Source organism: Novipirellula methanifontis (assembly GCF_052161655.1).
Classification (GTDB): Bacteria; Planctomycetota; Planctomycetia; order Pirellulales; family Pirellulaceae; genus Novipirellula.
Window position 1 is genome coordinate 3,127,809 of the sequence record NZ_CP197418.1, and the last position, 24,882, is coordinate 3,152,690.

Annotated in this window: 16 protein-coding genes; 9 read left to right on the plus strand and 7 right to left on the minus strand. The window is 54.1% G+C overall.

What is annotated here, in order from left to right; genetic code table 11:
* Positions 1 to 53 precede the first annotated feature (53 nt).
* The gene (locus SH528x_RS11200) at positions 54 to 1,958 is read right to left on the minus strand and encodes a serine/threonine protein kinase (protein ID WP_442510604.1); all 1,905 of its coding nucleotides are present in this window, start codon (positions 1,956 to 1,958) and stop codon (positions 54 to 56) included.
* Complete coding sequence (locus SH528x_RS11205) at positions 1,955 to 2,548, minus strand: RNA polymerase sigma factor (protein WP_442510605.1); 594 nt, start codon at positions 2,546 to 2,548, stop codon at positions 1,955 to 1,957. The genes SH528x_RS11200 and SH528x_RS11205 overlap by 4 nt, the downstream gene beginning before the upstream one ends.
* Before the next feature lie 321 nt (positions 2,549 to 2,869).
* Between SH528x_RS11205 and SH528x_RS11210 the strand changes: the two genes are divergently transcribed.
* The 4 genes from SH528x_RS11210 to SH528x_RS11225 are packed head-to-tail and all read left to right on the plus strand — an operon-like array spanning position 2,870 to position 11,881.
* Positions 2,870 to 5,209 (plus strand): caspase family protein, encoded by a 2,340-nt coding sequence (locus SH528x_RS11210; protein ID WP_442510606.1) that lies wholly within the window; start codon positions 2,870 to 2,872, stop codon positions 5,207 to 5,209.
* Positions 5,210 to 5,239: 30 nt separating this feature from the next.
* On the plus strand, positions 5,240 to 9,403 hold the full coding sequence (locus SH528x_RS11215) for a protein kinase domain-containing protein (protein ID WP_442510607.1): 4,164 nt from the start codon (positions 5,240 to 5,242) through the stop codon (positions 9,401 to 9,403).
* The gene (locus SH528x_RS11220) at positions 9,393 to 10,922 is read left to right on the plus strand and encodes a hypothetical protein (protein ID WP_442510608.1); all 1,530 of its coding nucleotides are present in this window, start codon (positions 9,393 to 9,395) and stop codon (positions 10,920 to 10,922) included. The genes SH528x_RS11215 and SH528x_RS11220 overlap by 11 nt, the downstream gene beginning before the upstream one ends.
* On the plus strand, positions 10,919 to 11,881 hold the full coding sequence (locus SH528x_RS11225) for a DMT family transporter (protein ID WP_442510609.1): 963 nt from the start codon (positions 10,919 to 10,921) through the stop codon (positions 11,879 to 11,881). The genes SH528x_RS11220 and SH528x_RS11225 overlap by 4 nt, the downstream gene beginning before the upstream one ends.
* 117 nt (positions 11,882 to 11,998) lie before the next feature.
* Here SH528x_RS11225 and SH528x_RS11230 read toward each other — a convergent pair whose 3' ends face one another.
* Positions 11,999 to 13,888, minus strand: coding sequence for a heavy metal translocating P-type ATPase (locus tag SH528x_RS11230; RefSeq protein WP_442510610.1), 1,890 nt, complete (start codon positions 13,886 to 13,888; stop codon positions 11,999 to 12,001).
* Between the two features lie 344 nt (positions 13,889 to 14,232).
* On the opposite strand from SH528x_RS11230, the gene SH528x_RS11235 reads away from it, so the two are divergent.
* The 4 genes from SH528x_RS11235 (at position 14,233) to SH528x_RS11250 (ending at position 17,647) form a co-directional block, all read left to right on the plus strand.
* Positions 14,233 to 14,829 (plus strand): hypothetical protein, encoded by a 597-nt coding sequence (locus tag SH528x_RS11235; protein ID WP_442510611.1) that lies wholly within the window; start codon positions 14,233 to 14,235, stop codon positions 14,827 to 14,829.
* A 62-nt stretch (positions 14,830 to 14,891) separates the two neighbouring features.
* Entirely contained in the window at positions 14,892 to 15,890 is a 999-nt protein-coding gene (locus tag SH528x_RS11240) for a helix-hairpin-helix domain-containing protein (RefSeq protein WP_442510612.1), read from the plus strand.
* Between the two features lie 171 nt (positions 15,891 to 16,061).
* Complete coding sequence (locus SH528x_RS11245; protein WP_442510613.1) at positions 16,062 to 16,427, plus strand: hypothetical protein; 366 nt, start codon at positions 16,062 to 16,064, stop codon at positions 16,425 to 16,427.
* Positions 16,428 to 16,594: 167 nt separating this feature from the next.
* Entirely contained in the window at positions 16,595 to 17,647 is a 1,053-nt protein-coding gene (locus tag SH528x_RS11250; protein ID WP_442510614.1) for a dihydroorotate dehydrogenase-like protein, read from the plus strand.
* A gap of 159 nt (positions 17,648 to 17,806) precedes the next feature.
* Here SH528x_RS11250 and SH528x_RS11255 read toward each other — a convergent pair whose 3' ends face one another.
* From SH528x_RS11255 to SH528x_RS11270, 4 genes are read right to left on the minus strand one after another with little or no spacing between them, the layout of a single operon-like run.
* A complete protein-coding gene (locus SH528x_RS11255; RefSeq protein WP_442510615.1) occupies positions 17,807 to 19,558 on the minus strand; it encodes a carbohydrate binding domain-containing protein in 1,752 nt (583 codons plus the stop codon).
* A 58-nt stretch (positions 19,559 to 19,616) separates the two neighbouring features.
* Positions 19,617 to 20,441, minus strand: a complete 825-nt coding sequence (locus SH528x_RS11260) for a PKD domain-containing protein (RefSeq protein ID WP_442510616.1) — start codon at positions 20,439 to 20,441, stop codon at positions 19,617 to 19,619.
* Positions 20,438 to 22,075 carry a hypothetical protein gene (locus tag SH528x_RS11265; RefSeq protein ID WP_442510617.1) on the minus strand — a complete coding sequence of 546 codons (1,638 nt, stop codon included), beginning with the start codon at positions 22,073 to 22,075 and terminating at the stop codon, positions 20,438 to 20,440. The genes SH528x_RS11260 and SH528x_RS11265 overlap by 4 nt, the downstream gene beginning before the upstream one ends.
* Positions 22,076 to 22,098: 23 nt before the next feature.
* Complete coding sequence (locus SH528x_RS11270) at positions 22,099 to 22,635, minus strand: GspH/FimT family pseudopilin (RefSeq protein WP_442510618.1); 537 nt, start codon at positions 22,633 to 22,635, stop codon at positions 22,099 to 22,101.
* A 217-nt stretch (positions 22,636 to 22,852) separates the two neighbouring features.
* Between SH528x_RS11270 and SH528x_RS11275 the strand changes: the two genes are divergently transcribed.
* Positions 22,853 to 24,652, plus strand: a complete 1,800-nt coding sequence (locus tag SH528x_RS11275) for a secretin and TonB N-terminal domain-containing protein (RefSeq protein ID WP_442510619.1) — start codon at positions 22,853 to 22,855, stop codon at positions 24,650 to 24,652.
* Positions 24,653 to 24,882: the final 230 nt, after the last annotated feature.

A 24,882-nucleotide genomic window follows, 5' to 3' on the forward strand; every position in this document is an offset into this window, starting at 1 on the left:
GTTGACAAAGAAATCAATGTCGACAGACGCGTCGTCGCAAGACGACGGCGGCGTTAATCTGCATGAGCAAAGGCAACCCCTTCGAACAGGATTCCATTTTTGACGAGCTGTTCTCGCAATTTCTCTAACTGCTGCGTCACGACCATCTCGGGCGCGACGAGCTCGACTGCGGGCAATAGATCTCGCGAACGCTGCTCGACAGAGACGCCTTTGGGATCGACTCGCAACACCGACGCGTCGCCGAGTTGCGGTAAGAGATCCAATGACTGTGCAGCCGACTCAATCTCGGCGACCGTCACTGCAGCCGTTTTGCTTGCACACGCGAGTAGAAATTCAGTGCCAGCGACTCCTGATACCGGCGCGACTGCGGTGGCCGAGTCGGGGAAACGTACTGTCTGACTTGATTCGCCAGCTTCATAAGTTGCCAATCGTCGCCACGTTTGATCGCTATTTAGCAAAAACAATGATCCGTACATGCCGGCGGGCAGGGTCCATTGAATCTGCAACGCATCTCCGTTTTCTAGCGGGACTCCGTTGGCGAGATCAAAACGACGTTCTTCTTGCCAAACATCTACACGCAGGTTGATTGGCAACGCTTGGGGATCAACGAGAGCTCCACTGGTTTGCACCGGTCTTGGATTGCCGATCAAGCTGTAACCGAAAAAGCCAAGGGCTAACATCGCAGCTAAACCACAAGCGATCAGCAGCGAACGTCGACCATAACCGCTTTCGTGACTGAATTTCTCCAGTTCGTCGGCCATGTCGCCCATCGAGGCAAACCGTTTTTCGGGATTGGCCGCCATCGCACGTCGACAGATTTTTTTCAGTGCTGCGGGAGCATCCGCTTGATCGAGCGTCTCGCGGTCCCACTGACAACTACGCAGTCGCTGAAGCGTTTGCTTCAGTTCTCCGTTCGGATAGGGCGGCCTGCCGGTAAGCAGATAAAACAGGGTCCCGCCCAAATTGAAAATATCGGCTCGGCTATCAATCGACGCATTTTTGCCGGCGACTTGTTCGGGTGACATGAACGCCAATGTTCCGGAAATAGCATCCGACGTACTCGATTCGCTACCGGTCCATGCATCGGATCGCCACGACAACCCAAAATCGATCAAGCGAGGCTGGTCTTCTTCGTCCATCACGATGTTGTTCGGTTTGCAATCGCCATGCACCATCCCTGCGCGATGCACGACGGCTAGCGCACGTGCAACGTCGGCGATGATTTTTGCGGCACGCTGCGGCGCGAGATGCGACTGCTGGGCGTATTGAAACAGATTCAGACCGCGTACGTATTCAAGCACCAGAAACGGACACCCATCATGGACGTCCAAGTCATAGACACGCGCCAGATTGGGATGCCGCAACTCGGACAAAATTCGTCCTTCACGGCGTAGGTTCTCCATCGACACGGGATCGGAACTGAGCGAGGGACGGCCAATCTTGATCGCGACTTCGCCTGCCAATTCGGGATGCACCGCGCGGTAAACGTCACATTGTCCTCCGCTGCCAATCTTGGCCACGACGACATATTTGCCGATTCGCTGCATTTCGAAAGGCAATTCACATGGTGCCGCCGAAAGTGGTACCGTCACTGTATCGGTCATCGACAAACCGAGATTGCAGAGTTCCTGGTGAATCGGAATCTGAGTTTGCAATGCAGGAAATTGATCGGGGAATCGTCGCCGGTAAACCTCCATCTCCACAGGCACACGGTGTTCTTCTCGCAACACGAACTCGGAATAGATCATGTCGACCACGAACTCGTCATCGACGTCATTCCCTTTCAAATAGTCTTCGGCGATGACTTGTTGACCCTGCCGCCATCGAGAACGCATGTCGGCCCAGAACAGTGCCAAGCGACGATCGCGACTTGCGTTCCGCGCCATCGCAAGCACTTGTTGTAAGGGACGATCGCGAATCAGGCTGGCGACCGAGTCATGGGTGGCAGGAACGCTCATGTGGCTCCTTTGCAAAAACCGAGTTCGTTAGCGACACGATCGACCGCACGGACGAGTCGTTTGCGAAGTGCATCGGGCCGCGAATCCAACTCGGTGGCCAACTCGTCCCACGACTGTCCACTCGCCCGCTGGTCCAATAGATACGCCTCTTCGTCCGACAGTGATGCTCGCACCAATCCCACAATCTCTTGGCGAGAGACAATTTGGCTTGGTGTTTCGGCGGCACCGGCAAGGCTGTCCAACAGTTCGTTGCTCCATCCTCCCATCTTTCGTCGATCCCTACGATCCGCATTCTCGTGGCGAATTTGGTCGTAAACTTTATTGCGGGCCATCGTCATTAGCAGTTTTCTCAGCTGAACGGGTTCATCAAGATCAAGTTTCCCTGCATCAAGATGAACGAAAAAACGAGCCATAACGGACTGCCAAATATCAAGAGATTCGAACAAAGTTGACAGGGACGCGGACGCCAAACGATAGCGAATAAACCGGCGAATCTCGGTCTCGTACAATCGAACCAACTCGGTCGCAGCCTCCGAATCTCCACTCTGCACACGCTGAATCAGGTTGGAAAACGCATCTCTGTCAAGCATCCGCTTAACTCTCCTAATCGCTTCAATCGAAAGGATCGACGACTTGTTTGCCGAATCCAGAATTAGCTTGCCTGGACTTCAGAAAGTGACATAATAAAGCATGGGGGTCTAGTAACCACTATACCAGTGGTGCACCCGCCAAACCAGCAAAGCAGAGACGAAGTCACTACCGTTTATTTTCCTTTGATAAAAACAAAGGCAACTTAGTTTTGTCCAATTTCACTTCGGAGGACGTTGTCCTATTCAGGGGCCGTGGTACAGGTTCGTACTGGTGCTCCCGAATTGCTCGGCTCTCATCGTTGAAATGTCTGGATCGTTAACATGTTGCCCAACCCGAATTCCGCGCGGTGCGTTTTCGCAACCCTCGTTTTAGTCGCATCGTTTATGTTCACCGGTTGCGGTCGAGCCGACGAACCTCGCGATCGAGCTGACGAACCGGCAGTCGCTGAAAACACTCAACATGCGCTATTGATTGGCTGTACCCAGTATCCCAACAACTCGCGGATTCCCGAGCTGTGGGGACCCGCGAACGATGTTCCCGCGTTTGCAAATTTGCTGACTCAACGATTTGGGTTTTCGCCAGCGAACATTCAGCAGTTGGTCGGCTGGAATGACGATGTTGCTACGCGTCCCACCTACACTAATATCAAGTCCGCTTTTGAAAACTTGATCGCGGTCGCGAAACCCGATTCTCAAATCGTTGTGTTGATGAGCGGTCATGGCACGCAGATTCCCATCCCAGCATCCCAATTGACGACACTCGATCCTGCCAATCCCGAATACGATGGGTTGGACGAAGTCTTCTTGCCGGCCGACGTGAAAACGTGGACGGACGGAAAGCCCGAGAATGCGATCATTGATGACCAACTCGGGCAATGGCTCGATGAACTGAAATCTCGCGGTGCTGCGGTTTGGATCGTATTCGACTGTTGCCATTCTGGAACGATGACCCGCAGTGTCGGCGGAGCAGAACGTCAACGCGGAGTGGCGCCTCAAGTGTTGGGCATTCCAGATGCCGAGATGCGAATCGCAGCGGAGAAACGGCGAAGCGACATGGAGAATTCGCCGCCCGCCGAGCGTAGTCGTGGATCGCAAGTCAACGGAATCGACAGCATCGACACGGTGACGCAAACCGCCGATGGCTCGCAAACCGGCAGCATCACGGCGTTCTATGCAGCCCAGGCATTTGAAACCGCTCCCGAACTGCCGCGACCCTCGGACGCTCCGCGCACTCCGGAACATTACTTTGGCTTGTTGTCCTACGTCTTGATCCAAACGTTTGAATCACAAGACGAATCACTCACCTACCGCGATTTGGGCCGGCGCGTCGTCAGTCGCTATCGCAGTGAACGCGGTTCCCGATCTCCTACTCCGTTTTTCAGTGGCGATCTGGATCGTGAGGTGCTCGGCCAAAGTCAATTTCCCGAACGTGCCTCCATCGTCCTGGAGAACATGGGCGGGCAAGCACGCGTCACGGCGGGCGAGTGGATGGGGCTGGCGACGAACACAATTTTGGCCGTCTATCCGCCCGACGACCGCACCCGCGAGGACTCTGCAATCCTGGGATATTTGCGAATCACCAAAGTAGCCCCCAATCACAGTGAAATCGAAAGCTGTGAATACGCTGGAAAAGCAGAAGTGCCAATCACGTCCTTTCCTGATTTGTCCAAGTGCGCGATCGCATTTCAAGAGCTCGGCGACATGCGATTGAAAGTGGCAATCGAAACAGAGCCGGGGGCAACGACACCAGAATCTGAATCGGAGCTAAAGACCGCATTGGAGTCGCTGTCTGCTGAGATAGCTGACTTGGTGCAATGGGTCGACGCCAGTGAAGGGCCCCAGTGGCGATTGCGAATCGTCTCGCCAGCGATTGCCGAAAAACATTACGGTTTCAAAACCGAACACCCGGCCGTGTTGTTGATTGACGCCAACGTTGAACTCCGCCAGGACGTTGACGAATCGGCTCCCGGAACAGAACAAAGGCGACGCACCACCGCCGCTCGTGTTTACGGTCCTTATCCGTTACACGACTCGGCAAAGTTGGTCCGGCGATTGGCAGTCGACTTTCAGAAACTGTTCGCATGGCAAAATACCTGGCGAATTGCGGATTTGGCCTCGCAAGAGAAAACGAGATCGACAGGCTCGAAGCTCGAACTGAAAGTCACTCGCAGTGTGCCGGGAGCGAACGGATCGAGTGATGCTTCGCCGCCGAGCGAAGATGCACCGACTCAACTGAATCCCGGTGATCATCTGCAGGTGCGAGTGGAAAATCATGGCATTGATGACATGTGGGTGACGCTGCTGTATTTAGATGCGGACCACGGCATCCAAGTCTGGTTGTCCGAAGCATTGCAAGCGGGGGCACATTTTTCCGACGGAGGCACGGTCGACTCTTCGTCGCTCGGCCCGGAGGGTTTTATTGTGCTTGCCATCCCGGTTCGCAGTGAGAAATCGAAACCCAGTTACGAATTTTTAGAACAAGATGGATTGAGCGTGCAATCGCGGGCTGTCCGCAGTGCCACCGATCGACCTCTCAATCCGTTTGAACGTCTGATGTCTGCAGCCGCATATGGGAAAGGCCAGCATCGCGGACTGCGGCGTAAAGTGGATTCTACCCCCCAAGTTTTGTCTTGGTCCTGGGTCACCGCTATTGAAAATTAAAACACGATCCGTGCAAAGAGCGGAGAAATCATGACACAACCTAAACCGCACAACTCAGTCGATTCGGCTACTGCTGCGAACGCCGTGATGACTCCGGCGCAGATCCTGGTCGCATTTGAAAAGCGGCTGCAAACATCTGCGACTCGTCAACACGCTGAGCAATCTCCTGGATTAACCCAGGTAGCTCCCGACGACTTGCGACCCTTGCTGTTCGGCATGTTGCAGCATGAAATGGCCTATCGACAACAGCAGAACGCCCCGATCAAGCTCGATGAATTGCGGGCGCGATTCCCTAACGATGACAAGTTAGTCGATGCGTTATTGGATCAAGATCGCGAGCCGATCGACTTTGTCAAACGATTGGTCGAATACGAATACGTCGGCCCAATCCATGGCAATCCGTACGGCGGTGCGTACAAAATACGCCGTCGCTTGACGGGCGAGATTCGAGTGCTGTGGCGTATCTCTGCGTTTTTTGTCGACCCATTGGGCTTGTCCGCGGAACAAGCTTCGGCCGACATGGTGCATATGTTTCACCCCAATATCGCTGCCCCTGTCGAGTTGATCCTCTATCGTGAAACCGTGTATGTGATCTCGGAATACTTCGACGGTCAAACACTGGTCGATGTACTGAAGAGTCATCGGACGATGCCCGTACCCGTGGTCTGTGAAATCATGAGCCAAGTGGCGCGTGGTTTGTCCGGCATCCACTCGTTTTTCAAAGCGCATGCCGATGTGCGACCCGCAAACGTTTTAATCGGTTGCCGTGGTCGCGACCGAGGACATATCAAACTTTCAGGGGTTGCCGGTGGCATCGTCGACGAGCACAAAGCACGCTTTGCGGTCTGGCCAGCCGGCATGCGGTACGCTCCGGCTTTCTACGCCCCTGAGATCTTGAGCGGCGAACGAGACCCTGACCCACGCTCGGATGTATTCAGCTTGGGGCGATTGATGTATAGCACGCTTGTCGGAAAACCGCTGCTGCCTGGTACGGATTCCGATGTGCGGATTAGCGACACTCGTCGCGACTGTCCGCCCGACCTCGAAGCCGCCATCTTGCAAATGATGGCCGAAGATCCTGATGAACGTTACGAAACTGCAACCGACGTGCTGCCGTTGATCGCCAAATATGCGGTCCCGGAACAATTGGTTTCGTGGCTGGCGAAAGAGGATTCGGACGGGGCATCCGCGAACGATGCTGGGGTCGAGGAAAGCGACGATGTGGTACGTTTCTTTCCGATCTCGCCACCGGATAACGCAAAACACTCTACAGGCGTGCTGCCTTTGTCTGGCCATGAATCACCCGTTATAGCGGCCGCGCCGATAGGAGCATCGGCTAAAACCACGCTGCAAACCTGGCCTCCCAAAAACTCACCGTTAAAAACGTCTGGCAGGCACGCGACGGATGGGCAGTCGTCCAAAACGCATCCTTCGCCATGGCATCGTCGCTTGCTAATCCTGGCGGGTTTGGTATTGCTGATGGGAATCGCTGCGGTCCCACTGCGTCACCGATTGGTGCCAACGACTGACACAACCGGGCCGCCGCTTTGGGTCGTTTCGCTTACTGAGTTGCCTGGCCCCAACGGAGATTGGTGGTTCGAAGAAACACCGTGGTTTACCCCCGAAGTGCGTGCGGAATTAGCACGTCGAGTATTGGAAAACGATCCCGCCTTGGACCGTGATCAATTGCAGGCGGTGTCGGACCGTTTGCGGGCGCACCCGGATTTTGAAACGGTCAACGAATTACATGAAATCGTCCGAAAAAGCATGCGACGTATGCCGGCCGAGTTGGCTTTGGTGACCCGTCAAATTGACGAGATTCACCCCGACGCTCATTCGGTGGGTGAGCTAAAGCTTGAATACGCAGGCATTTTGGATGAGTTAGGACCATCCGAAGATGACTCGGCAACGCGTTGGCACTTAAGAGCCAATTTGTTGCAAGCGAGTTCAAATCCCGCCGAAGCCACGTTAGCGTATGAGCGTGCCTTGGAACTTTATGGTCAAAACCCTAGTCCCGATACCGCTGGGTTACAGGCGTTGTGCGAATCGGACTACGGATTGTTACTGGCGAGTTTCGAGCGAAACTACCGCAAGGCCAACACCTATTATCGCCTCGCCTTTGAAAACGCAAAATCGACGGCGCTTGATGTTGTCTGTCTGTGCCTACTTGGCGATTCCGAACGAAAGTGGGGCCGCCGTAATGACTCGCTGAAAACGCTCTTGACAGCGAAACGTTTGCTGGAAATGGATTCCACCGTGTTACCCGAACATCCGCTTCATGCCGTTGTCGCAGAGACTCGCGGCTGGGCCTCCTTTGACACATGGCGACTGGACGAGGCATCGCGCGCCTTTGAACGTGCTCGTGATATTCGTTCCATTCACAGCCAGGCTGGAAACCCACGCAGTTGGCGTGCCATTTTGTGGATTGAGCAAGGTCAAGCGATGACGGCCCACTTTCGCGGCGACCAAAAACAAGCTCAGGAAAAGTACCGGAAATTACTGGACCAAATCGACAGTTCGCTGAAAGGCGGGTTTATCCGCGATTTGCCCAAACAGCAACGCACCGAGTTGGCCGCACGACGTCCGAACCTCTACGAGCGACTGGCGGATTGTTACTTGTTCGGCGCCGGTATCGACGCCATGGAAGCTTCCCGTGCTCTTACGTTGGCGGTCCAGGCGACCGAGGACAGCAGTTTCGATAGTGAGCGATTATGGCCTCACATTTTGGCGTTGAAATACAAGTATGCTTTATCGCTTGTTTTGGCGGGCGATCGTACGCTTGCAAACGAAGCATACAATCATGCCGAAAAAGAACTGGCTTTGCGTTCGCAACAAGAAGCGGAAGTTTCGGACGGGCAAAAACGAGTCTTTGATTCCATCCGCACCGTCTCGCACGCTTTGCTACAACTCGAGGGCAACTCGGCCGAAGAACGAAAAGCTGCCGTCGATGCGCTCGAAGCTTACCATGCGGCAGCCTCATCCCAAGTTACTCGCAGTAACATCGATTTGGTAATGTTGGTTACCGAGGAATTGTTGAAACCGGCGATGTTGCCAGGCGACAAATCTGCTCGGATCGTTCGTCGGCTCAATTCCATCATTCAATCGCTCCGCACGGCGGAGGACAATCGGTTGACCAGCCTGTACCTGCAGCGGTATTGCGAAAGTGGTCAGCGTGCGTTGCGAATCGCTTCGAACTCGTCCACCGCAATGTTGGAACCCAATTTGAACCAACCTTTGGCCGCCGTGCTTGCCGAATCACTTCAGCAATCCGCGGTGACGCATCGCGGATTGACTCGTGGCTCGATCCAATATGATGAGGCGGGGAAACCTGTTAGTTGTCGACTGCATGTGTTGACGATCGGCGTCTCGGCATACGAACATCATCCTGAATTGGAGCTCGCCTTTGCCGATGACGACTCCGATGCATTGTTTGAGGCTTATGGCCAATTGTGCTCTGACCCAGCATCAAAGGTGAGCAAGGGATGCTTGTTCCAACGCGGCGAATTCCGAAATCTGAAAAACGAAGAGGCCACTCGTAGTGCGATCATCGATGCCATCGAAGGGATCTCTCGCAAAGCCAGTGATAAGGACCTTGTCATTGTTAGTCTCAGTGGTCACGGTACGGTCGACGAATCAGGCAGCTTCTATTTTCTGCCAGCGGATTACCGAGACGGCTCGCTACGTTCGAGTGCAATTTGGGATGAAGAGCTGCGTGACATGTTAACGCGTAGCAAAAGCAACTCGATTCTGGTCTTGGACGCATGTCATAGCGGGGCGGCTACCACGACGGGTACTCGTGATGCCACGACACAACAGCTGCACAATGCTCTGTACCGGTTTACCAGTGCACAAAAGGGGCTGGTGGTTTTGGCTGCGTCACTCAGTTCGCAAACGGCCAGTGAAAACCCACGCTATGGACATGGGGTGTTAACCCTCGCGCTGCTCGAAGCGTTGCAAGGGAAGTACAACGATGCGGCATTGGCGGAATCGCAAGCACTCAACGTCGCCGTCCCGTTCCTGCCACGCCCGCAAGACAGCAGTGGTTTGATCACGTTGGCCGATATCCAGTACTACATTGGTTCACGGGTGGAAGGTCTGACCGGTGGCAAGCAACGTGCCACCATGAACCGTTTGGGCGGGGATTTATCGATGCGTGATATCCCCATTCGCTTCCAATCGAACGATGCCAACTAGTATGCCCACCGCACCGACTACCTGTAGCCATCGGCGACTCGATTTGCAGCCGACGATCGACTTGCATGATTGGCTTTGCCAAAAAGCAACAACCGATCGCGTTTGCATCGACCAGTTGGCGCACAAAATCCGTCAAGCGGTTCACCAACGTTCGATTTGGTTCGAACGTCAACGCGAACTGCCACTCGCTTTGTCGGCGGTTGTGCTCCGACCGGCGGATGTATCGCTGCTGCAATCGCTCAGTGAAACACTCCACATACTGATTGAACAAGCAATCGACTGGACGCTCGCCGAGCCTGAGCGGCTGGTACGCTACTTTCCCGATCATTCCCGTTTCGCTCCCTTTTTAGCACGGACTCCCGGGCTCGATTCGTGGCAGGGTTACAGCCGTTACGATGCCGTCGTTACCGCTACTGGCGAGGTCAAATTCATCGAGGTCAATACATGTTGCCCCGCTGGATTCCTGCATGCACCGGATGCGTCCGAGATCGTGCTCTCTGCCCTGTCGCAACTTGATCTGCCGCTGTCGACATCGAAATTGGAAATTGGAACACTGGAACGCGACGTACTCGTCGACGAATTGCTACGGATCGAACAACAAGGCGGCGGCAATCCTGAACACGCAGTCGCCTTGCTGAATGACGAGAACGGTTTAAGCAACGAAGTCGAAATGTTGAAAGCCGCCTTTGTCGCTCGCGGACGCGAAGTGATTGTTGCCAGCGCCGAAGACATCCGACGACAAGGATCGTCCGTCACGATTCACAATCGCCCCATCTCGCTCACGTGGAATAAGATTCGAGTCAGTACGCCCAATAGCCCGAATCATTGTTGGAAAGCCGGTTTTGAGCGTCGTTATAAAGATTTTCTGGAGGGGCTCCGAGACCAAGCCATGGTTTCGGTGAATAATCTAGTGGCTGCGACCATCGCCGAAGACAAAGGGCTGCTAGCCCTGTTCTATGATCCGGAATTCCGCAGCGAGTTGGACGATACACAGCGTCAATTTATCGATGACCATCTGTTGTGGACATCACGTCTACAGCCCGGCGAAACCAAGTTTCATGGCAAGACCATCGACCTGCTTCCCTACGTTCGCAAGCACCGAAATCAATTTGTGATCAAACCCGCCAATGAAGGGCGGGGGTTTGGTGTGCATATTGGTGAATTCTGTGATGACGAACAATGGGCGATTGCGTGTCAACCGAATCCCGATCTGCCCGGTATTGTTCAGGAGTACGTCAAACCACTGACGTTGCCGATTTTGTCCAGCCCCGGTGGTGCCAACGGCATTCTTCAATCTGGAAGTGACGCAAGCGGCAGTAAAGTAAGCGGCAATGGCCAGACTGCAACGCCCCCGCTGGTCGCACTGAGTCCTCAATCGATGCAGATGACCTTGGCGATGGGCGTCATCTGTGGGCGGTATCACGGTCTGTTTTCACGAGTTGCTGCCGGGCCGGTCACTAACGTTGGCAAAGCTGGCATGTTGCAGGCGGTTTTCGTCAATGGATCCTCCGAGCGATGACAACCGCTCCACCCTCGAGCGAGTCGCCGACGGACGAGTCCACTCGCAGCGGTGGGACTCAGCATTTATCGCTTACGATGGCGAGCCTTGCTCTGGTGTTGACCTGCACGCTGATCTGGGGTGGCCAAGCGATCGCGGCGAAAGTTTCGGTGGATACCATACCCGCCGTCATCGTCCTCGCGTTGCGATTTTTGCTGGCGTTACCGATCCTGTTTTTGGCCGCCTACGTGGGCCGCTGGCCGCTACGGATTCACGCTGGACAAGCAAGGCTGGTTGCTGGGAATTCGTTTCTCGTGCTTCTGCAAACCGGTCTGTTCTTAGTGGGTACTGGATTAACAAGCTCCGCTCGCAGCATTGTGATCATTAATACGTTTCCCTTTTTTGCGGCTCTCGCAGGGCGACTGATGACGAACGATTCGGCGCTGCGGCCTCGGCAATGGCTCGGCATGATCCTATCCGTCGTCGGACTGCAAATCGTGCTGCTGCCGCGACTCAGCCATGGCACTCAAGCGAGTTTGATCGGCGATGTTCTCGTGCTGTTGGCGGCCGCATTGATGGGATTCAAAATCGCCTACGTGCGAAGAATCCTGTCCGACTTGAACGCGATGCAATCGGTTTTTTGGAGCACTTTACTGGGGGCGATTGCTTGCTCGGTCGGGATAGTGTGCTTCTATGATGTTCGCAGCATCGAGTTTTCTGGCAGCGCCATCGCTGCGATTCTGTATCAAGGCTTCTTAGTCTCCGGTATTGCGGTGTTGATCTGGACCTATTTGTTGTCACGACATCCGATCAACCACTTGACCGTTTTTCGTCTGGCATCGCCTCCGATTGGAATCTTCCTAAGCTGGATCTTGATGTCCGAACCGTTGACGATCACGCTAATCGCAGGCACTGCATTAATCACGTACGGTATCTACCAAGTCGCCGGCACAGCAGCACAGGTGAAGGAAAGTCATTGATCGCCCGGAATGTGAAGTCAATAAATGCCGTAGTGGATCTTGCTAAAGATCCTGCATGCGGGATCTTAAACAAGATCCACTACGGCAGACTGCAAGCGACACAATTGATGCCTTTTGCTAGAAATCGATCAAAGATTTTGGTGGCAAGGCAACACGCAGCGCATTCAACACCGCGACCACGTCGATCACTTCCTGGGTTACGGCCCCTGCGACCGGAGGTAAATAGCCAGCCGAGGCGATCAGCATGCCGACGACGCTTAGCGCCATGCCACCGACGGCACTTTGCAATGCGATTGTTCGCATCCGCCGACTGATGTGCATGAACTCATCCACCTTCGCCAGCGAGCTATCCATGATCACGACTCCAGCGGCCTCGCTTGTCACATCGCTGTTCTGGCCAAAGGCGATTCCAATGGTCGCAGCCATCAAGGCGGGAGCGTCGTTGATCCCGTCGCCGACAAAGATCGTTTTGACTCGTTCGGTTTCACGCCGTACAAATTCCAATTTGTCTTCGGGGCTTTGCCCGCCGTAAGATTCGGAGATGCCAACGAGTTTGGCCAGATACTGAACTTCTGATTCGCGATCCCCCGAGAGCAAGACAACTCGCTCGATCTGGTGCCGCCGTGCCAAATGGTTGACAAACAACGCGCCCTCTTCGCGGGGTGAATCCCTCAATCGGTACGTGGCTGCATAAGCTCCGTCGATTAAGATTAAGCATTCTAGACCGCCGGCTTGCTGCGGTAATGTGTCGTTCGCCTCGGGATGCCCGGCGACGTATTTCTGGCGGCTTGTGATCCGGATCTCTTTTCCTGCCACGATCCCACGCAGCCCTTCCCCTGGACGCTCGCTCATCTGGCTGGATTCTTGCAGTGCGACGTTTGCGTTTCGACCGGCTGCAACAATCGCTTCGGCCAGCGGATGTTTGGAGTATTGCTCGAGACTGGCCACCAGCGAAAGCACCTCGTGCGGTTTGTACTCCGGCGAACAAATCTGTTCAGTCAATTGAGGCTTACCATAGGTCAGTGTCCCCGTCTTGTCGAAGATGATCGTCTTGCACACATCCACTTGTTCGAGCACGGCGGGGTCACGGACGATGATGGCTCGCCGTGCGGCAAGCGAGATCGATCCGATGATCGCCACCGGAATGGCAATCAGCAGCGGACATGGAGTCGCGACCACCATCACGGCAAGAAAGCGTATCGGGTCTCCGGAAATGACCCAAGCGGCGACACCTAAGGCCACCGCAAGCGGCGTGTAAAAAGCGCCGAGTTGATCACCCAGTCGCCGAATTCGCGGACGGTGTTGTTCCGATGTCTGCATTACTTGCATGATTTTGGCGTAGCGTGAATCGACGGCCAACTTCTCTGCACGAATGGTCAGCGCTGAGTCACCATTGATGGACCCTGACAACACCTGCGAACCAGGTGTCTTGGACATCATGTAGGGTTCACCGGTCAAATACGACTCGTCCATCACCCCGTGGCCTTCGACCACGGTACCGTCGATTGGACAGATGTCATGCGGCAGCACGAGCAGCTCGTCGCCGATTTCGACCGCATCCAATGCAACGTCCTCGAGCGTCGAACCGCTTTTGCGGTGTGCCACCGACGGCATCCGTTTGGCCAGCGCATGCAAGACTGATGATGCGCTGCGAACCGCATACGCTTCGAGTGCTTCGCCTCCGGACAACATCAGCACCACCAAAGTGCCAGCCAGATACTCGTGCAAGACAACCGATGTCACGATCGAAATGCCGGCTAACAAATCCGAACCAAATTCGCGATGGAACAACTTCACCAACAGGTCCCAAACCAATGGGACACCGCCAAAGATCAAGGCAATTAGCAGAGGCAGTTCCGCGACAGATCGCTCCGTATTCGTCAAGAACCGCAATACCAAATGAATGGTGATCGCGGCGATCGCGAGTATCGCAATCGCACTTTGCTTTCGACTGACGAAGGTTTCCGACGCAGGGGATTTAGTGGTGGGGGATTTAGAGGGAGGCACTTGATTGCGGGGGTGTGGATTCTAAGGGTGTTCGATCTCTAAAGCTGCAGATGAGGCAAACGTTGCGCCATGGACGATTTTGCTCATTGGCATCACGAATATTCAATTTGCTTGGCAGTTTTTACAACGTCGGGGCAAAAATCTACTCGCTGTAGATGTGACAAGTGTGCACGCATGTGCGAAATCAGCACACCTTTGTGTGCTCCAGTCGTGAAGGGGTGAATGTTTTCCGCAGTGAAACAGCAAGGGTACTCATGTTGACGGTGGCGGCACAGCGTTTGCAACTCCATTAATCGTTGCAATCGCAACGTGAACCAAAAGGGCAACAAACAGGAGAGTAAGAGATGTTGACGAAAGACGCATTCACCGATCGTCGTCAGGCATTGGAAGATGAATTTTTCCACCGAGTCGACGAGCGGCTCATTGCCGAGATGAGAACTAAGGCCGAACTCGAAACCAATCGAGCCCAGCTCGCGGCAGTGACGGGAATTTCCAATCCCCAACTGATCGACGAACTATTGGCTGCCGGTGCGAATGCCGAATCGGTCGCCGCACTCTCCGTGGTTCCTCTGGTTCTCGTTGCCTGGGCCGATGGGAAAATGGATCCCGAAGAACGCCAGCCGATTTTGGCTGCAGCACATGAAAAAGGGATCACCGAAGGAACTCCGGCAGCGGCGTTGCTCGAGCACTGGTTGTCAGTCAAACCTAAAAAGAAACTTGCATTGACCTGGAAACATTACATCACCGATGTGATTACGAGGATGAGCGATGAGTCCTTGTTAACACTCCGCAAGGACATCCTGGATCGAGCCAGGGCGGTGGCGGATGCTTCTGGCGGAGTGCTAGGGTTTGTCAAAACCACGATCGATGAGCGGCGTGTTCTGTCGTTTCTCGACGAGGTGCTCGCTCGGGACGCACCGCTCCCTCGAACACCAAAATAGTTTGGCAACGTAAGTCCGTTCGCAAAACAACGTTTCAACCCGACTTATAGCAGGTGGCTGAGATGGTCGCGATTCAGTCTCATCAACCCGACGAAATTGCTCGCGAGATCGAAACGGTTTCCGAGTCGTCGCACCACGCGACGGAAAATCAGGCGATTGCAGAATTGCTTGATGAAATCGCCATCCTGCTAGCGGAGCAAGACGCGGGTGAGTTCCGCGTTCGTGCCTATCAAAACGCCAGCAAGACGCTCCACTCGCTGGCCACGCCGGTTCGCAACATTTTGTTACACGACGGTGTGGTGGGGTTGATTGACTTGCCGACGATTGGGCATTCGATTGCGAATCTAATCGAACAATACCTTCGATTGGGCCGCATTCCGTTGTTGGATCGGCTGCGTGGCGAAGAGACCGCCGAGCGATTGTTTGCGACGTTGCCCAGTATCGGTCCCGAGCTTGCACATCGAATTCATGAGGAGCTCGAGATCGAAACGCTGTTGGAACTGTGGGCTGCTGCGAAGGACGGACGACTCGAAAAAGTGCCGGGGATGGGACGCAAGCGGATTCGTGCCATTCGGGAAAGTTTGGCGGATCGACTTCGCCATCGTACATCATCGTCGACCGCCGCGGACATGACGCGGTCGGAGCGAGCTGTTTACGATCATCCGTCGGGTTCCGGAGAACATGCGTCCGATCACGAGGTGCCGGTGGCTGAGTTGCTAGACGTGGATGAAGAGTATCAGCGTCTCGCTGCGTCGGGAAAGCTGCCTAAGATCGCACCTCGCCATTTCAATCCCGGTGCGGTCGCATGGCTTCCCATTCTTCATTGCCAGCGAGCCGACCGGCACTACACCGCGATGTACTCGAACACCGCTCGGGCTCACGAACTGAACACGACCAAGGATTGGGTCATCATCTATCGCGACGATCCGAAATCGCATGATCGATGGACAGTCATCACATCTCAGTTTGGCAAACTTCGTGGCTGCCGAATTGTGCGTGGCCGCGAAGAAGAGTGCTGGCGACATTACCGGCCCATGCACGGTGACACCCATCCATCGTAACCGTGTTGCGAGCAGGCCAAACATGGCCACGATCTCAGCCACGATCCGCTAACGCCCAAAAGTGAACGAAGTGCCTCGATTGACCTCTCATTGCTTCTGCCCATTGTCTCGTTTGGAGTTTCCCTCATGAAGTACGTGTCCGTAATTCTAATAGCCTTAGCAATAGCCACCTTGAGTTCGCAACTAAGTAGTGCTGATCCACCTGACGAAGCTCCGTCTCATCGGATCACGCCGCTGATGAAAATGAAGCTCGATAGGTCAAAAGCGATTTTGGAAGGTCTGACGCTCGAGGACTTTGACGCCATTTCCAAGAATGCCAAAGCATTGAAACTGTTAAGCTTGGAAAGTGGTTGGAATGTATTGCAGACACCGGAATATGTCACCCAAAGTCAGGAATTCCGACGTACTGCGGACATGATTGCCGAAGCCGCCGAGGAAAAGAACATTAGCCGAGCCACGCTGGGGTACGTATCGATGACGGTTCGTTGTGTGGAATGCCACTCGTATATGCGTAAGCACCGAATGAAGTTGAACTGATCGAAGCAAATCGCTATTTCCTTTAAAGCATCAATGTCGATCGACGTTTTCTTCATTCGCTTTTCTTAGGAATTTTTAGCGTCGGGTACCCTATAATCGAAGTCGAGAAACGCGAAGGCGGTGTGAGCGTTTCGCAGATTCTTTTCTTCGCGACTCAAGGGGTGCCGATGAGCATTGACCTGACAACACACTTTGGTGGATTGAAACTCAACTCACCCGTTATTGTCGGCGCCTGTCCGTTAACCGCAGATGAGCAGAGCCACGTTGCGATTGCCTCGGCTGGTGCCGGGGCGATTGTGCTTCCCTCGCTTTTCCAAGAGCAAGTTTTGTTGTGGAATGAACGCAACGGACACGTGTTTTCGGAAAACGACAGCCAATTGTTAGAGCGGTCCAAGCGAGTACCGGCGGATACTCTTTCTCATAGTGCCGAATCGTATTTAGATTTGGTGCACCGTTCGAGTGTTCAGTCGTCGATACCAATCATCGCCAGTCTCAACGGCGAATGTGCAGGCCATTGGCTTGACTTTGCCAGCACGTTGCAAGAAGCCGGCGCTGCTGCGATTGAATTGAATGTCCATCTACCGCCGCCAACCGAATACGCGGGGCCGCGGGAAGCCGAAGATGCAATGGTGGACTTGGTCGCTCAGATAGATGCGGCGATCTCGATCCCCTTGTTCCTGAAACTCGATCGCTACTACACCAGCCCAAGTCATCTGGCTCACCGCTTGCTTTCGGGCGCCCAGGGGTTGGTGCTATTTGGCCGCGCCCCCGACGTTGACATTTGTCTTGATAGTTTCCAGCTAAAAACGAGCTGGGAACTAACCCACGCGGGAGCAATCGTTCAGTCGCTCGGAACGATCATGAGAATTCATAGCTATTGTCCGGCGATGCCGCTTGCTGCATGCGGCGGGATCGGCACACCCGGTGATGTCATCCGCGTGCTGTTGGCCGGAGCCGACGTCGCGATGATCACGTCCGCCGTATACCGTGAAGGCCCTGATGTTATTCGCACACTTGTCGATGGATTGCGGATGTTTATGGACAAACACCACATCACGTCGATGCGAGAACTCGAACTAAAACGCCCGCTCGAATTTGGTTCCGATGACCAACGTCAAGAATACATCAAAACGCTCTCGGCGCGGCGCGAAGTCAACGAGGTCTTCCACGAAGTGAACACGATTCACGGTGATCGTTGGGGACACCCCACCCAAAATTAAGATGATTGGTAGAACGCTCGCCAGATCGTGGACGAGTTACTAACGGTTTACCCAGATATGTCCACCGTCTGGCGACGGTAGTTACGTCGTGTAATTTTCGGTACTGGGCGTTAGGCCGGACTGCATTTCCCTGAAGTTCGTGCCATTTGTGCCTGGAATTCAATTCACTTGACGTTGCCATGTCCCTGGAACCACTTTCATCATGACAGCATCGGCGTCGAATCCTGGTGGCGGATTTTCAAAATAGCTGCTGTCGTAGTTCAGGTTCAGCGATGTTGCGTCGACCTTAATTTTTTCGTGGGCAATCACGACGCCCCTAACATTGGATGCGGCGGAGAATTTCAGATCATGTGTCGAGTAGATTAACCCCGAAATTTCAGACGGATACGAATCGGTATCGGTGAATTGGGAATTGGATGTCCCGCCGTTCATTGGGTACGGCGTTTCGGGTGGATTCAGATTTGTTCCCACATTGGTCTCGTTGAACCCGGCCGACGACAGAGCAATACGGAGCGTGTCGTTTGTCAATAACGCGGGGTAATTCGGTTCGGCTGGTTCCCACACCAACGGGCCTGTGATGGTCGTACCGCTTCCCGGATTCAAAAAAACAAGCGTGCCTACGATCCTGGCTCTTCCCACCTGCACATCGTTGCCTTCGCAATTGATCAGATAGATTCCTTTGGCATTGGTCGACCCGCCGAAGGGATTGTTTGTCGGGCTGAGTAGTCCATCGAGAACAAACGAGTTGGATGGATAGGTCGTGTTTAGCAAACTGACACTGTCCATGTAATAGTCGCTCGCCACATCGATCAAAAGGTAGAGGGTTGCTTGGTTTAATGTTCCTGTCCAAGTCGGAGACAAGCTGCCACCGACGCTGCCCCATTCGTTGGCGTCGAGTGCGGTTACCGGAGTGATGAACGAAAGAGTGCTGGTCTCGGATGTTTCGAGCTTCAATACTGCACGGACTTGAGCATTGGCGGTGGAGAAAACGTTCAACAAAACTTCGTAGGTGTCGCCGCTGCGGATGCTCGACACGGGGATTTGCTGTGCCGCCACAGCGTTTTCATCCACGCGTGCGGTGACTCGCAATGAGTAGTTTCCATCCTTTTTTTGCGTACTGCTTCTCTGCAGAGTGCAGTCCCCCAGTGCACGCCAGTTTTGTGCCCCCGATTCAAAAGTCGTATTCGTTAGGATCTCGGGCTGCGGCCAATTTCTCAGCGACGAATAATGAATTGCCGTGCCGTTGGACAAGTAATCATCCAGAACGAGCAAAGGATCTGGCATGGTGCGGCGTGTCGAGCGCAGCTGCGTTGATTTGGTATAAGTCGATCCGTTGATGTCGTCATAGGCTTCCACATTGGCATTGATGATCGACCCCATAAGGCTGTCGATTTTTTCGTTAGAGCAAATTGTTTGGTCGCTCGTTAGCGTGGCGCTCTCAACGTCCATGTCGTCGCCGCTGATCATCGATACTTCTAGACAAGAACCCGTCTGGGGGCCGACTTCTAGCCGTACCGAGGTTTGGAACATGGCATCGCCGTGGCGGCCGGTCCCGGTCAGGATGATGGGATGATTGTCGCCGCTGACAACGTCATTATCCACAGGGTCGATAGCCGAAAGCGAAAACGTGCCTCGATCGATGGTTTGATTGGTGATCCAATCACCATTGCCGAAAGTCGTCCGCCAAAATGGATCCTTGCGAATCCGCAGCATGCCGATATCCACGGCGGCTCGCGCGTAGATGCGTGCGGCGATAAAGTCGTCGCTCTCCTCGGCACTGCGACCCTGCAAACGCATCAATTGCATCGACGCCAAGCCGATCGAGGCAACGATCAGCGACGAAAACAACACAACAGCATAGATCGCTCCGTGGCGTTGGCGTTGATGGGTGTTGAGGCGACTTTGATTCACGTTGTTGAGTCCGATCGAATTGGTTGTTTGTGTGCGAGGTCAGCTCATTCGTTATGCACTAGGGTGAAACGACCGCGGTCAGCGCGGCAGAGGCGACTCCACCACGACCGTCGTAAACTGTTAACGTGCATGTGTAGTTCCCTGGGGTGTTGTAAAAGTGCGCGGTGGTGATTCCGGTGCCTGTCGTACCATCGCCAAAATCCCAAACGTAGGACAAATAGTCGCCGTCTTGGTCGCTCGAACTGTTTGCTGCAAATTGGATGGTCTGTCCCGCTTCGCGAGTCAGATCGGGCGACGTAGCGACAGCAACCGGAGAGTGATTGCCGGTTGCGTCGGATGGCGCCGGGATCGTCTCGACCCAGCCGATGCTGCGGTATCCCACTAACGAACTCATCACCCGGCCGTCGTGCGAAACATTCACTGTAATTTTCTTGAGTCCCGTTTTGACCGATGTGGTCGTTTCAAGCGTATTGGGATCAGCCCAAGCGACATTGACACTGCGTGTCCATTGATCAAATCCACCAATCGCGACGCCACTGCGATCTTGCGGCGGTGAAGCGTTCCAGTCTCGAAAGTCATCCACGTCGTCAAAGCGTGTGCGATCGCCAGTTGACTCACCAGGCTCAAGACCAAATGTCGCCGACTCATCCGTTTCCGGTTCCTGGTACGCTTGCAACAAGATTTCGTTCATCATCGAGCCCGCCAGTTGTTGTCCTAGCAAACGGTCCAAGGTTGCGGCTTCGCGGCGTTTGGACGCTCCGATCGTCTGCAATGCTGCTACCATCAAGATGCCGACGAGCATGACGGAAACGACGGAGTCGAGCAACGCAAAACCGCTTCGACACATGACGTTATTTCGACGCGTAGGCGTAGAGCCGATCATGGCGTTGCCTCCATCACGCGAATTCGAGCATAAGAAAATTCAGAGTTGCTGACGTTCGCTCCTAGACATGCCGATCGATTTGTGTCGGATGAAGCAAAGGGAGACAGTGCATACGTGCCATACTGGACATCATTGACACTCAAGCTAACACTCGAGGTGGCGGGATCGATGATCAAATGCAAAAGCACCGGTTGGTTGGGCAGTCCCGCTACCTTGATTAAGTTGCGTGTCAGAAAGTCCGTGGACTTGGTCGCCAATGTTAGTGTCTGACTGCCGTCGGTTTGCTTCGTCAGAGAAGCCAGCACGGGAGCACAGGTGGTACCCGATCGCAATGCATTGATTTTAAATGTGGCTCCGTTTCCACCGACACTGGTGTTCTGAAATTTAATGTCGATGGCGGTGGGCGTATCGAAATTGCTATTCGGATTCGTGTTTAACTGAGTTCCGCTCGTCCGCCAGACTCCATCGACAATCGAGTCGGTGTCAAACGTGCCGCCACCATTGACAATCCAGTCGCCTGCGGCATCTCCGTTGACATCCATCGTTGTTGGGTTTTGGCGAAAATTGGTTTCCCATTTGTTTGCCAGTAACTCGGGGTGGTTCAAGCAAGCAACCGTCGATTCCAGCGTCGGCGTGTTGGCCTTCATTCGCAAGGTGACGGCCATCGAGGTCAGATAGTTGCTGTTGAGGGATTGGGTTCCGTTAGCGCGAGTCAATTTGCCGTACAGTCGCGAAATTAAGGATTTCCCGGTATTGTATGACCATGACGTGCCGCTGTCGGAGGACTTCAGCAATCCCGGTGCTGCAGTAGTGCTTTGTAATGTCGCCGAAGGGTTCGTGTATCTGGGTTCTAATACCAAGCAAATGGCACCTCCGGACGGGAGCGGTTCGATGTCAGAGAAGTTGAACGATTGCCAGGTGTAATAATCCGGAGTGATAATGTTGTACAAGTCTACTTGTTCGATCACGGTGCTCCGTGGCGTAAGGTTGATAGTTGCAGGACGCATCTGAACACGCGTCACACCAAACAGAGAGGTTCGCTTTGCCACGAACTGCACTCGAGTGGGCCGCCAACTATACGCGCCGGCCGGAAGCGTCATCGTAAAATGCTGGCCGAGCCAGTCCGCTGTTCTTACGTCATTGTTTTCAAGTCCACTGGTTCCGTAGTGATCGACCAATAGCGATTCGTTGGCATCTTCGATACCTACGGTCGGATACGTCTCGGCCACGCTTTTGAAGCTTGGTGTCAGACTGAACAAATCCACGTCCTCGGCAATCGCCAACGGAGTCGCTCCGTTGTATTGCCGCGTCAGGGAACCGCCTGGCGTTCCTGTCCATGTATATCGAATCCGCTCGGCAAAGCCGTCGCCGTCGCGGTCCGGGACCGTGAACCCGATCGTGGTTGCCGAACGCTCGGTCACATAGACCGCAGTTTCGAGTTCTGTTGCTAGTTGATCGACAATGCGAGTTCCGCGAAGTGCCGAAGCGGTGCTTCCATCGGAATCGGGGATGCTGCGAATTGAGATTGCGAGACTGGCGTGAAGCCCGGCGATAATGATGCTCGATACAACCAACGCGACGACCAACTCCAGCAGCAGCATGCCGCGACGTGCTCCACCGTTTCTGTGAGCCATCGAGATAAACGAGCAAGCCCACTTCATTGGATTACCGCCGTTCCCGAGATAGCGTCCACCGTAATCGTCTTTTGCAGACTCCCCGAGCCGACGACTATATTTCCACCTCGGTTGGGAATACCGAACCCATCGAACGTCAGCGTCTGAGTCCCCGTCTGCCCCCAAACCGAAACCAGTGACGATTTATAGGGCGACTCGCTTAGTTTGATGACATAGACACCCGATGGACGTTCGAGCGGTTTCACATCCGCGAGCGTGTATTGCTCGCGATCTACACTGAATGTGACCGTCTTGGCAGTGCTGGATCGGAACGCTGTTAATTGTGCACGTTTCAGATCGGCAACCAGTCGGTTGGCCGTGTTGGAGACACGGTAATGCTGCAAAGAATCGGCCCAACGCGGCGCTGCGGCGGCGACCATGGCTGACATGATCACCAACACAATCGTGATCTCGATCAGCGATATCCCCGAACGAAACAAACCATGACGTGTCTGTCGTTGAGACAATTCATTCGGCTTTCGCGACGATTCCGATGCTGTCTTACGTTTTGCAGCCTTCATCGTGTTGCCTAGCGAAACCGAAAAATACGAGTCTATTGCTACCAATTCACCAGGCAACTCTAGCCCGCAATTAGTCAATCCGCAGAAGTAGCCGCGTTGTTAAGCTAGGAAAGGGGGTCTGATTTTTCCGATTTTACTGATTATGCGGTCAGGTCGGCGCCGATAGACGCTGTAGCGATTGTTCCGTACGCATCCCCTGACGAGTCTACAGCTATCCATGAACCTGCCGTCGTTGCAAAATCGGAACAGCGGCATCTTCGATTATCGTGGATCGGGGCGTTGTGCGACTGTACTTCTGCTGGTCTGGCTGTGGTTCAGTACGCCTCTGGCGTTTTCCGATACGTTTGCCGAGCACCTTCGTAGCACTCCGAACCAGGAACGGTCCGCCTCTACGGCAAATGCCGACCGTTCACCGCAACCGCTTAGCAAGCCGGATCCGAATTGGCGTAATAAAAAAACGACAATCGCCCAGGCCGCTTGGCAATCGCCCGCTCATTCTCGAAATGATCGGGTTGGGTTTGCACCACCCGTGGCTAATCGAGGGAGTTTGTACTCTGATGCAAAACACCACGGGATTTCGGTTACGGTCAAAGATGCCACGGTCGACTCGGTGCTGGATTTGATCGCTGAGCAACAGGGATTGAATGTGATCACCAGCGGCGATGTGAGTCAGCGGATTACGGTGAAGCTGACGAACGTGTCGCTATCAGACGCCCTCAACTCAATATTGCCAGCCAATGGTCTGACCTGGACCCAACAAAACAACATCATCGTCGTCTCGAATGTGACGGGCGAAAACAAGGGGCCCGCGAATCTTCAGGGGCGCGAAATGCGTGTCTTCTCGCTGGACTATATCTCAGCCGAGGATGCGGAAAAGATTGTCACAGGAATGCTGTCACCAGTGGGGCAAGTGTTTATCAATCAATCGATGTCGACGGACCACCGACGAACGCAAGAGCAGTTGGTGGTCGAGGACTTGCCCATGTATCTATGGCGAGTCGAAGAATACATCGCTCAGGTGGATCAAGCCCCACGCCAAGTGTTAATCGAGGCTCATGTATTGCAGGTGGAACTCGGCGACGATTGTCGGCACGGCATCGATTTGCGAAACATTTTGCGAGTCGCCGGATCTCCGATCAAGTTCGAAGCGAAAAATTTTACGAGCGGTGGATCACCGGCAGGTTTGTTAAGCGTCGAAGGCCGCGACCTCAATGGCACGCTTGAGGCGATCAAAAGTACGACCGATTCAAAAACTTTGGCGTCTCCCAAGATCGCAGTGCTCAATGGGCAACAAGCTCGCATTCAAGTGGGCGGCCAAATTGGCTATCTGCTAACGACCACGACTCAGACGAGCACGCTGCAAAGCGTCAATTTCCTGGATGTCGGAGTGATTTTAGAGGTGACACCCACAATCACCGAAGACGGTCAAATTGTGATGCAGGTGAACCCGGAAGTCTCGACGGGACGAATCAATGCAACGACGAGTCTGCCTGAAAGCGAAACGACTCAGTTACAAACGCATATCATGCTCGCCGATGGTGAGGCGATGTTGATCGGTGGTCTGATCAAAGAAACCAACAGCGACGCACAAAATCGAGTTCCATGGTTGGGCGATCTGTGGTTAGTCGGAAAGCTGTTCCAACGTCGCGATCTGAAGCGTCAACGAAGCGAAATCATCATCGCCCTGCTGCCGCGCATCTTGCCAGACGTTCCTGGTCGTCGCAGTATCAATCCGGTCGAAGTGGACCAGGCGGGAACTCCATTGTTCCACGACGGTTTGCAACCGGTTGACCGCCGAATGTGGGAGCCATCGCTACCGGACACCAGTGATGTGCAACGCAAATCGGGATTCCAGCAACGGGGGGCCAGATCGCGACCAAGGTCCATGCAGCATTTTGTTGATCAGTCTGCCGATGCGGTGATCATCGAAGATTATTCGGTTACGGATGACTACCCCACGGATTATCCCCAATTGGAAAACACGTTTTCCGAACCGTTGCATTTGGATGTTCGGTAAACGCAGACAATATTTTATTTGACGGAGCTCACGCTGACATGCCCAACGATCCTGAGGTTCCTGAGGAACTACTTCACCTTCTGGAAAAACGTGATACCCCGGAACGTCGAAAAACGAATCGACGCAAAAAAGAAACGGCGCAGCCCCGATCATTGGATCGTCGTTCGTCGAGTCGACGAGTTAAGTTGCGGCGAAAAAAAGAGTCGTAAACAAGTAGTTCGATCGATGCC

Excerpts from the sequence above, each read along its gene's own strand:
- SH528x_RS11210 (WP_442510606.1), top strand. The coding sequence starts at position 2,870 with ATGTTGCCCAACCCGAATTCCGCGCGGTGCGTTTTCGCAACCCTCGTT.
- SH528x_RS11205 (WP_442510605.1), bottom strand. The coding sequence starts at position 2,548 with ATGCTTGACAGAGATGCGTTTTCCAACCTGATTCAGCGTGTGCAGAGT.
- SH528x_RS11200 (WP_442510604.1), bottom strand. The coding sequence starts at position 1,958 with ATGAGCGTTCCTGCCACCCATGACTCGGTCGCCAGCCTGATTCGCGAT.
- SH528x_RS11250 (WP_442510614.1), top strand. The coding sequence starts at position 16,595 with ATGAGCATTGACCTGACAACACACTTTGGTGGATTGAAACTCAACTCA.
- SH528x_RS11215 (WP_442510607.1), top strand. The coding sequence starts at position 5,240 with ATGACACAACCTAAACCGCACAACTCAGTCGATTCGGCTACTGCTGCG.
- SH528x_RS11220 (WP_442510608.1), top strand. The coding sequence starts at position 9,393 with ATGCCAACTAGTATGCCCACCGCACCGACTACCTGTAGCCATCGGCGA.
- SH528x_RS11265 (WP_442510617.1), bottom strand. The coding sequence starts at position 22,075 with ATGGCTCACAGAAACGGTGGAGCACGTCGCGGCATGCTGCTGCTGGAG.
- SH528x_RS11225 (WP_442510609.1), top strand. The coding sequence starts at position 10,919 with ATGACAACCGCTCCACCCTCGAGCGAGTCGCCGACGGACGAGTCCACT.
- SH528x_RS11270 (WP_442510618.1), bottom strand. The coding sequence starts at position 22,635 with ATGAAGGCTGCAAAACGTAAGACAGCATCGGAATCGTCGCGAAAGCCG.
- SH528x_RS11240 (WP_442510612.1), top strand. The coding sequence starts at position 14,892 with ATGGTCGCGATTCAGTCTCATCAACCCGACGAAATTGCTCGCGAGATC.
- SH528x_RS11260 (WP_442510616.1), bottom strand. The coding sequence starts at position 20,441 with ATGATCGGCTCTACGCCTACGCGTCGAAATAACGTCATGTGTCGAAGC.
- SH528x_RS11235 (WP_442510611.1), top strand. The coding sequence starts at position 14,233 with ATGTTGACGAAAGACGCATTCACCGATCGTCGTCAGGCATTGGAAGAT.
- SH528x_RS11275 (WP_442510619.1), top strand. The coding sequence starts at position 22,853 with ATGAACCTGCCGTCGTTGCAAAATCGGAACAGCGGCATCTTCGATTAT.